We start from the raw sequence: 12627 nt of genomic DNA, 5'->3' as shown, positions 1-12627 counted from the left end.
AAGTCTGGCGAGGTTATGAGGATGCCGGGAAGCTGTCAATGAAAAAACATACGCTTGTTTTAAAAGCTCGTTAGAGGCCCGTTGCTGGCGGTTTGATCACTGGCCCCATGGCGGTGGCGTCGGTATGCTTGGGCAATCCGCGCCTGGCGCACTGCACTTGTAAGGAGTCACATGGATTTTCTGGCCGAGTACGCTACTTTCCTGGCTAAAACCGTCACCCTGGTCGTCGCCATTCTGGTGGTGCTGATCAGTTTTGCAGCGCTGCGCAGCAAGGGCCGCCGTAAAGCCGCCGGCCAGTTGCAGGTCAGCAAGCTCAATGATTTCTACAAAGGCCTGCGTGAGCGCCTGGAGCAGACCTTGCTCGACAAGGACCAGCTCAAGGCATTGCGCAAGTCCGAAAGCAAAACCGAAAAGAAGAACAGCAAGAAGAAACCCGAAGCCAAGCCTCGGGTGTTCGTGCTGGACTTCGACGGCGACATCAAGGCCTCGGCCACTGAAAGCCTGCGCCATGAAATCACCGCACTGCTGAGCCTGGCCACGCCCAAGGACGAAGTGGTGCTGCGCCTCGAAAGCGGCGGCGGCATGGTCCACAGCTACGGCCTGGCGTCGTCGCAACTGGCGCGTATCCGCGAGGCGGGCGTGCCGTTGACCGTGTGCATCGACAAGGTCGCGGCCAGCGGCGGCTACATGATGGCGTGCATCGGCGAGAAGATCATCAGCGCACCGTTTGCGATCCTTGGCTCAATCGGCGTGGTGGCGCAGTTGCCCAACGTCAATCGCCTGCTGAAGAAGCACGACATCGACTTCGAAGTGCTGACCGCCGGCGAATACAAACGCACCCTGACGGTGTTTGGCGAAAACACCGAGAAGGGCCGCGAGAAGTTCCAGGAAGACCTGGACATCACCCATCAACTGTTCAAGAACTTCGTGTCGCGCTATCGCCCGCAGTTGGCCATTGATGATGTGGCCACCGGTGAAGTCTGGCTGGGTGTCGCGGCACTGGACAAGCAACTGGTAGACCAGTTGCAAACCAGCGACGAATACCTGGCGACCAAGGCCAAGACTGCCGAGGTGTTCCACCTGCACTATGCCGAGCGTAAAAGCCTGCAGGAGCGGGTAGGCCTGGCGGCCAGCGGCTCGGTAGACCGCGTGTTGCTGACCTGGTGGAGCCGCCTGACCCAGCAGCGATTCTGGTAACAATTCAACTGACTGTCGAAGATCAAAATGTGGGAGCGGGCTTGCTCGCGAAGGCGGTGTGTCAGTCACATATGTATTGACTGACACACCGCCTTCGCGAGCAAGCCCGCTCCCACATTGGTTTTGTGTTGATCACATTACCGAGCTAGTAGTGAGGCCTGCGGCACCGCCGGTATGGGATGCCGCATCAACGATCCCACCACCAGCGCCCCCAGCAAACCCAACAACCCCGCCACCCACAACACCACGCTGAACCCGCCGACAAACGCCTGCCGCGCCAGTGGCTGCACCCTCCCTCGTGCCGTTTCAGGCAGCAGCGCCATGGCCGCCGGCATATCACCCGCCACCACCCGTGAAGCAATCCCCGCAACCTGTTCCTGCCACTGCGAGCCCAGGCTCGTGTGCAGCAACTGTTCGCTATGGCTGCTCAACAATGCCCCATACACGCCGATGGCCAACATGATCGCGCTGAAGCGCATGGTTGTGCTCATACCCGACGCCATTCCCGCGCGGTCCCGTGGCACGCAGGCCATGATGTTTTTCTGGGTGTCGCCATTGAGCAGCCCGGCACCGCCCCCGGTGACCGCTATCGCCAGGGCGAACGGCAGATAACCCCCGACATTCACCGCCCAGGCACTCAGCAGGTTGCCGCATCCCACCAACGTCAGTCCCGTCGCCATCATCGTTGCCGGGGCAAAGCGGCTGGCCAGGCGTGCGCCAATCCGTGGGCAGATCAGCATGGTCATGGCAAACGGCAGCATGCCCAAACCCGAGGCGATCGCGGAGAACCCCAGGCCGTTTTGCAGGTAGAACGGCAGCAACGTCATCATCACCTGGGCGCAGCCGGCGTAGGCGAACATCCCCAGCAGCGCACCGATGAAGCGCGGGTGCTTGAACAACTGCAGGTCCACCATGGGTCGCTGTTGCAAGCGTTCGGCGAGTACAAACAAACCCAACAACGCCGCACCGCCCAGCAGCCGCGCGTAAGTCAGCGGGTTGTCCCAGCCGATGCGATTGGCTTCGATCAGGCCCCAGATCAAACACAGCAAGCTGGCGCTGAAGGTCAGGCTGCCCCAGGGATCAAGCCTGGCGGACTGGGCGTCGCGAGACTCAGGAATCGCGCGCAGCACCAACCCCATCAACACCAGGCCGACCGGCAAATTGAGATAGAAAATCCAGCGCCAGCCCAGGTACTGGGTGATCAAACCGCCGAGGGTTGGCGCGGCGGTCATTGCCACGCCCATGCACGCGCCCCAGAAAGCCCAGGCCTTGGCGCGCTCCACTTCGTCGTGAAACGTATGGCCGATGGACGCCAGGGCCGAGGTCAGCAGCAGCGCCGCACCGACACCTTTGACGGCGCGGGCGATATCCAGGAACAACGCATTCGGCGCCGCGCCGCAACCGATGGACGCGAGGATGAAAATACTCAGGCCCCAGATCAGGGTCTTCTTGCGCCCAAAGCGGTCGGCAATGCTCCCGGCCGGCAATAACAGCGCGGCGAAGGCCAGCATGTAGGCGCTGACCACCCATTCGATATCGGCAAAATTCGCCCCCAGGTCCCGGGCGATGCTCGGCAGGGTCACGGCGACGATATTGGTGTCGAGCACGATCAGCGAACACACCCCGGAGGCAGTCAGCAGCGTGACACGTGGGCTGACCTTGCTCATGGTTGCACCGAAGCCACCGCCGCCAGGGCGATTTCATCATCGTGGGCCGGGGTGTCTGCGCTGATGCCGATGGCGCCCACTACCTGGCCTTCGAGGATGATTGGCTGGGCGCCTTTCATCATCAGCAGACCGGCGGTGACGGCTGCCTGGCGCCCGCCGTTGATGGCATTTTCCAGATCGGCCGACGGCCGTTTGAACAGCGCCGAGGTGCGCGCCTTGCCTTGGGCCAACTCAATCCCGGCGACCACCGGAGCGCCGTCCATGCGCGTGGTGAGGATCGGCCAGCCGCCATCATCGACAATCGCCAGCGCGCAGGGCCAACCTTTTTCAGCGGCCGCTTTACGGGCCTGCGCGGCGATCTGCTGGGCGGTAGCCAGGGTCAGTATTGCCTTGTGAGCAATGGTGGCAGGTGGTTCGGCGGCCATTGCCGAGGGCAGGGCGGCCAGCCCCGCGAGTGCCAGTATCAGGGATTTGACTAACATGGGGGTGCCTCTCTACTGTGAGCGTGCGCCCAGCTTAGTCGCGCCGAGTCCTGGCTTTATTAGGCGTAACAGTGATCTTCATTACCTTTGAGCTAATCCTGCGATGGAAATACGTCATTTCCGCTACTTTCTGGCGGTTGCCCGGCAACGCAATTTCACTCGTGCCGCCGAACAGTTGGGCATCGCCCCGCCGACCCTGAGTCGGCAGATCCAGGACATGGAAGCCGCCCTGGGCACGCGCTTGTTTATCCGCCAGCAGCGCGAAGTCAGCCTCACCGAAGCGGGTGCGGCGCTGTTGATCGAGGCTGAGGCCACGGTGCGGCAGTTCGAATTCGCTCAGCGCAATGCCCAGCGTGCCGGGCGCGGTGAGATAGGTCACATTGAATTGGGGTACGTTGCGTCGGCGGTCTATTCAGGCCTGTTGCAGCGCCAGGTGCAGTCGTTCTGTGGGGACTTCCCTGACGTGAGCCTGAGCGTGCGCGAAAGCCCGATGGCGACGTTGCCGGGGCTGGTCGCGGAGGGGCGCTTCGATATTGGCTATATCCGCTCGCCGATGACATTACCCGAGGGCGTCGAGGCGGTGCGCTTGAACAGCGAAGGGTTTGTGTTGGCGTTGCCGCAGGATTCCTGGCTGCTGGGATTAAAGGCGATCAGTTGCGAGCATCTGCAAAACGAGACCTTTATCTTGCCCGAGCAGATCAGCGGCACGCTGCAGGTTGCCGCGCAGGGGGGTTATGCGCCTCGGCTGGGGCCGCAGCCGGGCGGGTTGGTGGCGGTGATTGCATTGGTGTCACTGGGGCAGGGCGTGGCGGTGGTGCCGGAGTCGGTGGTGGGGCATGTGAGCTTGCCGAACGTGGTGTACCGCACGATTGAAGGCAGTGAGGCGTCGTCGTGGTTGTCGCTGATTCACCGGCGTTTTGAAAAGGCCCCGGCGGTGGCGCGGTATATCGAGCAGGTCAGGCAGAGAGCTAAGTTGGAGATCTGATCGCGGCGGGTTGGGTGCTTTGCGGGTTAAGTGTGTTGCTGCCTTCGCGAGCAAGCCCGCTCCCACATTTGACCGAGTTTCCTCTTTGGAATGCGGTCGAATGTGGGAGCGGCTTGCTCGCGAAAGGGCCCTCTCAGACGCTACACCAACCTCGGTTGAACCGAATCCGCCAGCCTTGTCAGTATCAAGCAGCACGACACGGCTCCGGCATCCAGCACACCCAGCGAGCGCTCGCCCAGGCGGCTGGCGCGACCAATTTTTGCCACCAGATCCTTGGTGGAATCCCGCCCCCGCGACGCCGCACTTTTCATCGCGTCCAGCGCCTCACTGAACGACGCCCCCGACCCATGGGTCTGCTCAAACGCCTCCACCGCCGGAATCAAGGTGTCCATCAAACACTTGTCACCCACGCCGGCTTCGGTGATGTCCTGCAACGACGTCAGCCCGCCCCGTAGCAAATGCGCAAAGGTCGCCGCATCAATCTCTTCGCTGCCCCGCACCTCATCCGCCATGCCGATAAACAGGCTGCCATACAGCGGCCCCATGGAGCCGCCGATGCCTTCCATCAGGCTCAGCGTCAACTCGTCCAACGCTTCGGCCAGGGTCAACTGGCGGCCTTCAATGGTACGCCCGCAATGGGCGAACCCCTTGGCCATGTTGATGCCATGGTCGCCATCGCCAATGGCGCCGTCGACTTCGCTCAGGTATTCGCGGTTGGCAACGATCACGCTCACCAGGTCGGCAACGATGGCGCTGCCGTCATGGGTGGAGAAATGCTGGCTCATGGTTTATTCCGCCTGGGTCATGCCGATGGAGCGGCAGGGTTGGTCGATCAGGGTTTTCAGCTCGGCGTCCAGGCCCAGCAAGGTCAGGGTCACGCCCATCATTTCCAGGGAGGTGAAGTAGTTGCCCACGTAGCAGCGGTGAATCTTCAAGCCCCTGGCCTGCAGCTGACGTTCAACCTCGGCGTAGAAAATGTAAAGCTCCATCACCGGCGTCGCACCCAGGCCCGACACCAGCACCACCACGCTGTCATCCTGGCTGAAGTCACGGTCGGCGAGGATCGGCGCGAGCATGCGCGCGGCCATGGCTTCGGCGGATTCGATGGCGATCACTTCGATGCCCGGCTCGCCGTGGTGGCCGATGCCCAATTCCATCTGCCCGTCAGGAATCTGGAAGTTCGGCTTGCCCACCGCCGCGATGGTGCAGGGCGTGAGGCCGATGCCGATGGAGCGGCAGTTGTCGACGGCCTTCTGGGCGACACGAATCACCCCGTCCAGATCGTAATGCTGGGCAGCAGCTGCACCGCCGACCTTCCACATGAAGATCTCGCCTGCCACCCCGCGGCGCTTGGCAATGTCGGCCTTGGGCGCCGAGGCCACGTCGTCGTTGGCGACCACGGTGCGGATCTGCATGTCCTTGCTGGCGGCCATTTTCATTGCCAGCTTCACGTTCATGTTGTCGCCGGCGTAGTTGCCGTACAGGCACGCCACGCCAGCGCCGTGGTCGGCGGCGCGGAAGGCGTCGAAGAAGCTTTTGGCGGTGGGCGAGGAGAAGATTTCGCCGACGGCCACGGCGTCTACCAGGCCGGGGCCGACATAGCCGAGAAAGGCCGGTTCATGCCCGGAACCGCCGCCGGTCACGATGCCCACGCGGCCCTGTGGCGACGGCTTGGCCTTGCCGATCACCCGTGGATTGGTTTCGTATTGGCGCAGCTCGGGGTGCGCGACCAAGATGCCCCGCAGCATGTCCTCGACCACCTGATCCGGATCGTTTATCACTCGATTCATAACGCGGTTTCCTGTTTTTGTTTTGATCAACTGTAGGAGCGAGCTTGCTCGCGAAAAACCAGAGAGCGCCGCGTTGATTCAGGACGCGAGCATTATCGTTAACGACTTTCGCGAGCAAGCTCGCTCCTACAGTAAAAGCGGTTTTGGCGTGTTTCAGGGTTCCAGCACGACTTTAAGCGACTTGTCCCCGCGTTCCATCACCGCAAACGCTTCCTTGAAGTCCGCCAGGGCAAATTTGTGGGTCACCACGTCGCGCATGTCGATCTTGCGGTTACCGATAAAGTCGATGGCGCGCGGGTACATGTACGGTCCGAGGTGTGAGCCCAGCACGTCCAGTTCCTTGCGGTCGCCGATGATCGACCAGTCCACCGTGGCCTCGTCGTTGAACACGCTGAACTCCACAAAGCGCCCCAGCTTGCGCAGCATCGCCAGGCCCTGGTTCACCGCCTTGTGGTGCCCGGTGGCTTCGATGTAAATGTCGCAACCGTAGCCATCGGTGATTTCGCGAATCTTCGCCATCACGTCCACTTCGGCCGGGTTCCACACTTCATCCGCACCCATGCGCAGGGCGAGGGCGGCGCGCTCGGGTTTCATGTCGAGCACGATGAGTTTTTTCGGGTTGCGCATGCGCACCGCGCCGATGATCCCCAGGCCCAACGTACCGGCGCCGGCCACCACCACGATGTCGTCGAAATCCACATTGGCTCGCTCCGCTGCGTGCAGCGAGCAGGCCAGCGGTTCGATCAGGATGGCTTCGTCCGGGGCAATCGAGTCCGGGACTTTGTGGATGATGCCTTCCTTGGTGAAGATCATGTACTGGGCCATGGCGCCCTGGACGTTGTTCTGGAAACCGTACAAGTCGTGTTTCTGGCACATCCAGTACTGGCCGTGGTTGCAGAAGCGGCAGCCCCAGCACGGCACGATCTGTTCGGAAATCACCCGGTCGCCGACCTTCACTCCACGCTTTTCCGCGCCTGGGCCAAGGGCAACCACGCGGCACACGAATTCGTGGCCGGGAATCATCGGCGGCTTCACATAGCGCGGCTGCTCGGCGTCACCCCAGAACGACGGCGCGCCGCGATAGGTCTTGATGTCGCCCATGCAAATGCCGCACAGCTCGACCTTGGTCAGGATCTCGTCGGGGCCGGGCGTCGGTACATCGACGGTCTCCAGGCGATAGTCTTCGGGGCCATGGCAGACCACGGCCTGCATGGTTTTCGGAATGACGGGTGACAGTTGCTCGGGCGTGCGTTCGGTAACGGTAGACATGACGATAAACCTCACGACAAAAGATGAATTACTGGATGCTGTAGCCGCCGTCGATCACCACGTTCTCGCCGGTGATCATTTGTGCGGCGTCGCTGAGCAGGTACAACGCCAGCCCGGCGATTTCTTCCGGCTGGGCAAAGCGGCCCGCCGGGATCTGCAATTTGGCCCGTTCCCCCAGCTCGCCGGCCCAGGCCTTTTTGCCCAGGGCGGTTTCGACGATGGTCGGGGAGATGGCGTTGACGTTGATGTGGGGCGCCCATTCCATGGCCAATACCTTGGTCATGCCGACCACGGCGGCCTTGCTGGCGCAGTACGCGACGTGACGGTCCAGGCCGATCACTGCCGCTTGGGAGGCGAGGTTGACGATGCGCCCGCTGCCCTGGGCCAGCATGTGTTTGGCGCAGGCCTGGGCCACGAAGAAGCTCGCCTTGAGGTTGATGTCGAGGGTGGTGTCCCAGGCGTTTTCGCTGACGTCCAGGGCCTTGTCCAGCAGCGCGACGCCGGCGCTGTTGACCAGGTAATCCAAGCGTTTGAAGTGATCGAATACGTAGTCGACGGTGCTGTGCACCTGGTCGAGTTGGCGCAGGTCCACGGCGATGCCGATGTTCCCGGCACCGAGGCTGGCGGCGACTTCGACCACGGCCGGGTCGCGGTCGAGCAGGGCCACCCGCGCGCCGCGTTCCACCAGCAGGCTGGCACAAGCCAGACCGATCCCGGCGGCCCCGCCGGTGATCACGGCGCAGCGGCCGGTGAGGTCGAAGGCTTGATTCCAGAATCCAGACATGAACATGACTCCATTTTTCAGATCGGTGGAGATCCAATGTGGGAGCGGGCTTGCTCGCGAAAGCGGTGTATCAGGTGGCACATCTGTTGAAGGATCCACCGCTTTCGCGAGCAAGCCCGCTCCCACACTTGACCGGGTTTCAAGTCAAAACTTACTTCGTACCGCTCACCTGCTGGTACAGCGCATCCGCATTCGCATTGGTCACCGGCACCCACGGCAGGATGTAGTTCTTGGCGGTGCCGTCACCCCATTTCACGTCTTTGCCGTAGCGTTCCCAGATCACCGACTGCGGCTTGTAATCCTTGCCGGCCAGCGCCCGCAGCGCCACATCCAGCGCGCCTTGAGACTGGGCCTGGGCGTCTTGCAGGAAGGTGGTCACCTCATCTTTCTTCGCCGCCTGGATCGCATCCGGCATGCCGTCGATGGAGGTCACCGGTACGTCCTTGGACGACAACCCATGGGACTTCAGCGCCTGTACTGCACCGAGGGCCATGTCATCGTTCTGTGCAATCACCCCGTTGATGCCTTTGGGGTGGGCGTTCAGCCAGTCTTCAGTCAGGGCCAGGGCCTGGGCGCGGTCCCAGTTGGCGGTTTTCTTCTCGATGATCTTGATGTCCGGGTGCTTGCCCAGCACTTCCATCTCGCCCTTTTCCCGGTCGATCTGTGCCGACTGGCCAATCGGGCCCTGGATGATCACGACGTTGCCTTTGCCCTTGAGTTTGTCGACCATGGCCTGGGCCTGGAGCCGGCCGCCTTCCACGTCGTCGTTGCCGACATAAGGTACGTTGGCGTCCGCCACCTTGGTGTTGGAGGCAATCACCACCACGTCATTGCTCATGGCGGCCTTCACGGTGCCGACGCCGGCCTTGGTGTCGATCGGTACAAACAGGATCGCGTCGTAGTGCTGGGTCACCATGTTTTCAATCTGGTTGTTCTGGGTCAGGGCGTCGTAGTTGCCGTCGAACACGGTCAGTTGCACGGTGCCGTCTTTGACGGCCGGGTGTTCCTTCAACTCGCGTACCCAGTTCTGCATGAACTGGCCTTTGAGGCCGTACACTGCGGCGCCGATCTTGTAGGTCTTGCCATCGGCAGCCAGGGCAATGCTGCTGGCGAGCAGGGAGAGTGCCGCGACGGCGGCCAGGGAAATACCAACTTTCATGATGAGAACTCCGCTTATTGTTGTAGGTCGTTCAGTTCGGTTTCGAGGAAAAGCGACTAGCGTTTTTTCTTGCGCCACACATCAATCAATACTGCGAACACGATGATCAGGCCCTTGGCGACCTGCTGGTAATAGGACGACACGCCGAGCAGGTTCAGGCCGTTGTTGATCACACCGATCAGCAACGCGCCAAACAGCGTGCCGACAATCGTGCCGGTGCCACCCGACAGGCTGGTGCCGCCGATCACCACGGCGGCAATCGCGTCCAGCTCATAAGACGTACCGGCCTGGGGCAGGGCGGAGGTGGTGCGTGCCGACAGCACCACGCCGGCCAACCCGGCGAGCAACCCCGAGACCACATACACCGAAAACATCACCTTGCGCACGCCGATCCCGGAGGTGCGCGCGCTCTTCTCGTTGCCGCCCACCGCGTACACATAACGGCCGTAGGTGGTGTAGCGCAGCACCATCCAGAAGATCAGCGCGACCACGGCGAAGATCACGATGGGCACGCCAATCGGGCCGATCTTGCCGATGCCCAGCGCCAGGTACGCGTCGGGCAGGTCGGTGATCGGGCTGCCGTCGTTGAGGATGAAGGTCATGCCCCGGGCAATGCTCAACATGCCCAAGGTCGCGACAAAGGGCGGGATCGACAGGTTGGCGACCATAAAGCCGTTCACCACCCCGAGCATCGCCCCGGCGAACATCCCGGCGCTGACCGCCGCCAGCACGCCATAACCCTGGGTCGCGACCATGGCGCTGCACAAGCCGGCAAACGCCAGGATCGAGCCCACCGACAGGTCGATGCCCTTGGTCAGGATCACGTAGGTCATGCCCACGGCGAGGATCCCGTTGATCGAGGTCTGGCGCAGGATGTCCATCCAGTTGCGCCAGGTCATGAAGTATTCGCTGGCGAAGGCCATCACCAGGCACAGCAGGATAAACACCAGCGGCAGGCCGAAGCGGTCGAGGGACAAGCGCAGGCGACTGCGAGGTGCGGTCGTGATGGGGGCGGCTGCAGGTGTAGAAAGTGATTTGGCATTCATGAGGCAAGACTCAACAAGGCTTCCTGGGAAAGGGCGGTATCGCTGCTGATGGTCACCAGCCTTCCGCCTTTGAACACGGCAATACGGTCACTCAGATGGAGCAATTCCGGGGCTTCGGACGACACCACAATCGCCGCACCACCGGCGCGCACGAACTGGTCCAGCAGGTGATAGATCTCCTGCTTCGCGCCTTCGTCGATGCCCCGGGTCGGCTCGTCGCACAGCAGGCAGATCGGCTGGGTCGACAGGCATTTGGCGAGCACCACTTTTTGCTGGTTGCCACCGCTCATGGATTCCACTGGCAGGTCCAGGGAGGTGGTCTTGATCTGCAGGCGCTTGACCATGTCCTGGGCCAGCTGGTTTTCCTTGCGCGCATTGATCAGCGACCAGCTCGACAGCTGCTTGTACGCCGACAATGCGATGTTCGAGAGGATGCTGCTGCTGAGCACCAGGCCGCTGTCTTTGCGGTCTTCGGTGACCAGCGACATGCCGGCCAGGATCGTTGCCTTGGGCAGCCCGATGGGCATCGGTTTGCCTTGCAGGGTCACGCTGCCGGAGTCCGGGGTGGTGAGGCCGTAGATGCAGTTGAGGAATTCACTGCGGCCCGATCCCATCAGCCCATAGATGCCGAGAATTTCGCCCTGGCGCAGTTGCAGGCTGATGTCCTGGAACTCGCCGGCGCGGCTCAGGCTGTCGACATCCAGGCAGCATTCAGCGGCGCATTCGCGGCCGACCTTGTGGTCGATGCGGACGAGTTCCTGGCCCACGATGCCGCGTACCAGGTGGGCGCGGTCGATATCGGCCATGCGCCCGGTCTCAACGAAAGCGCCGTCGCGAAAGATGCTGTAGTCGTCGGCGATCTGCGCCAGTTCACTGAGGCGATGCGACACATAGATGATGCCGGCACCACGGGCGGTAAGGCGGCGGATTGCCTTGAACAGGGTTTCGGCCTCGCGCTCACCGATGGCCGAGGTGGGCTCGTCCATGATCATCACCTGGCAGTCGTGGCTGAACGCCTTGGCGATCTCCACCAGTTGGATCTGCGCCACGCTCAGGCGATGCATGGGGCTGGTGGCGTCGACGTCGAACTCCAGGCCTTCCAGCAGCTCGCGAGTGCGCCGGTTGAGTAGCTTGCTGTCGACGATGCAGCCGGCGCGGCGCGGTTCGCGGCCCAGCCAGATGTTTTCGGCGACGGTCATGTAGGGGATGGGTTCCAGCTCCTGGGTGATCATCGCGATCCCCGCCGCCAATGCTTCGCTGGGCCGGTTGAACTGAACGGGTGAACCGTTGAGCAGGATGGTCCCGGCGTCACGCTGGGTGATGCCCATCAGGATGCTCAGGAAAGTCGATTTGCCTGCGCCATTGCCGCCGCACAGAGCGTGGACGCTGCCGGCCCGCAGAGAGAGGCGCCCCTCACGCAGGGCAGGGATCCCGGCGTAAGCCTTGGCGACGTGTTCAGCCTGGAGCAGTAATGGCGTGGCCATCGGCGTGTCCTCGTGCTGTGAATTCTTATTAGGTCGCACAGTCATGTTTCGCTGTGAGCATATGTGTATCAAATGAAATTCTGATCAGTCAATCTCTTTCACTGAAAAGTTGTAAATGCGTGGTTTTGCGCAAACTGTGCCGATTTAGAGGGCTTTGACTGTAGGGTCAGCTAAATCCTACTTGACAGGGCGCCTGGAATGCCCGAGAAATGACTGATCGGAATTTCATTGAGTGATCATATGATCATTCGAAAGTACCCAAAACGGCAGCGGAGCCAAACGCCATGAACACACCTTTCCCGGTGGCTATCGGATGCGATGAAGCGGGTTATGAGCTCAAAGAACTGTTGAAGCGCCATATCGAGGCGCTGGGTTACCCGGTGACCGACTTCGGCACCCACTCCACGGCCCCGGTGTTGTACCCGGACATCGCCCTGGCGGTGGCCACGGCGATCAACGCCGGTGAGCAGCGGCTGGGGGTACTGGTGTGCGGCACCGGTATCGGCATGGCCATTTCGGCCAACAAAGTCCTGGGGATTCGTGCGGCCCAGGCCCACGACACCTATTCGGCGGAGCGGGCGCGCAAGAGCAACGATGCGCAGATCCTGTCCATCGGTGCACGGGTAATCGGCGCGGAACTGGCCAAGAGCATCGTCAAGTCGTTCCTGGAGTCGGAGTTCGAAGCTGCGCGTTCCGGGGCCAAGGTCGACCGCATCAACGCGATCGAGCGCGACGGGCATCAGTAGTGGACGGAACGGGGCAAG

Annotated in this window: 12 protein-coding genes; 3 read left to right on the top strand and 9 right to left on the bottom strand. The window is 61.9% G+C overall.

What is annotated here, in order from left to right:
• Positions 1-171 precede the first annotated feature (171 nt).
• Complete coding sequence (gene sohB, locus HBJ59_RS08270) at positions 172-1197, top strand: protease SohB (RefSeq protein WP_076016980.1); 1026 nt, start codon at positions 172-174, stop codon at positions 1195-1197.
• 137 nt (positions 1198-1334) lie between these two features.
• Here sohB and HBJ59_RS08265 read toward each other — a convergent pair whose 3' ends face one another.
• On the bottom strand, positions 1335-2864 hold the full coding sequence (locus tag HBJ59_RS08265; protein WP_167663228.1) for an MFS transporter: 1530 nt from the start codon (positions 2862-2864) through the stop codon (positions 1335-1337).
• Positions 2861-3346, bottom strand: coding sequence for a heme-binding protein (locus HBJ59_RS08260; protein WP_167663227.1), 486 nt, complete (start codon positions 3344-3346; stop codon positions 2861-2863). Before HBJ59_RS08260 ends, HBJ59_RS08265 begins: the two co-directional genes overlap by 4 nt.
• 103 nt (positions 3347-3449) lie before the next feature.
• Between HBJ59_RS08260 and HBJ59_RS08255 the strand changes: the two genes are divergently transcribed.
• Positions 3450-4331, top strand: a complete 882-nt coding sequence (locus tag HBJ59_RS08255) for a LysR family transcriptional regulator (protein WP_167663226.1) — start codon at positions 3450-3452, stop codon at positions 4329-4331.
• Between the two features lie 140 nt (positions 4332-4471).
• Here HBJ59_RS08255 and dhaL read toward each other — a convergent pair whose 3' ends face one another.
• From dhaL to HBJ59_RS08220, 7 genes are all read right to left on the bottom strand, one after another.
• Complete coding sequence (gene dhaL, locus HBJ59_RS08250) at positions 4472-5116, bottom strand: dihydroxyacetone kinase subunit DhaL (protein WP_167663225.1); 645 nt, start codon at positions 5114-5116, stop codon at positions 4472-4474.
• Positions 5117-5119: 3 nt separating this feature from the next.
• Complete coding sequence (locus tag HBJ59_RS08245; protein WP_076016985.1) at positions 5120-6121, bottom strand: dihydroxyacetone kinase subunit DhaK; 1002 nt, start codon at positions 6119-6121, stop codon at positions 5120-5122.
• A 153-nt stretch (positions 6122-6274) separates the two neighbouring features.
• Positions 6275-7390 (bottom strand): alcohol dehydrogenase catalytic domain-containing protein, encoded by a 1116-nt coding sequence (locus tag HBJ59_RS08240; RefSeq protein WP_063031068.1) that lies wholly within the window; start codon positions 7388-7390, stop codon positions 6275-6277.
• A gap of 28 nt (positions 7391-7418) precedes the next feature.
• Positions 7419-8174 carry an SDR family oxidoreductase gene (locus HBJ59_RS08235; protein ID WP_076016986.1) on the bottom strand — a complete coding sequence of 252 codons (756 nt, stop codon included), beginning with the start codon at positions 8172-8174 and terminating at the stop codon, positions 7419-7421.
• 151 nt (positions 8175-8325) lie between these two features.
• Entirely contained in the window at positions 8326-9333 is a 1008-nt protein-coding gene (locus tag HBJ59_RS08230; protein ID WP_017479039.1) for a substrate-binding domain-containing protein, read from the bottom strand.
• A 56-nt stretch (positions 9334-9389) separates the two neighbouring features.
• The gene (locus tag HBJ59_RS08225) at positions 9390-10379 is read right to left on the bottom strand and encodes an ABC transporter permease (RefSeq protein ID WP_010172022.1); all 990 of its coding nucleotides are present in this window, start codon (positions 10377-10379) and stop codon (positions 9390-9392) included.
• The gene (locus HBJ59_RS08220) at positions 10376-11863 is read right to left on the bottom strand and encodes a sugar ABC transporter ATP-binding protein (RefSeq protein ID WP_167663224.1); all 1488 of its coding nucleotides are present in this window, start codon (positions 11861-11863) and stop codon (positions 10376-10378) included. The genes HBJ59_RS08225 and HBJ59_RS08220 overlap by 4 nt, the downstream gene beginning before the upstream one ends.
• A gap of 284 nt (positions 11864-12147) precedes the next feature.
• On the opposite strand from HBJ59_RS08220, the gene rpiB reads away from it, so the two are divergent.
• The gene (gene rpiB, locus HBJ59_RS08215; RefSeq protein WP_003215716.1) at positions 12148-12609 is read left to right on the top strand and encodes a ribose 5-phosphate isomerase B; all 462 of its coding nucleotides are present in this window, start codon (positions 12148-12150) and stop codon (positions 12607-12609) included.
• Positions 12610-12627 lie beyond the last annotated feature (18 nt).

It is taken from the genome of Pseudomonas sp. AN3A02 (genome assembly GCF_011765255.1).
Taxonomy (GTDB): Bacteria; Pseudomonadota; Gammaproteobacteria; order Pseudomonadales; family Pseudomonadaceae; genus Aquipseudomonas.
The sequence above is the reverse complement of the archived record's forward strand: the minus strand, read 5'-3'. Positions and strand labels throughout refer to the sequence as shown.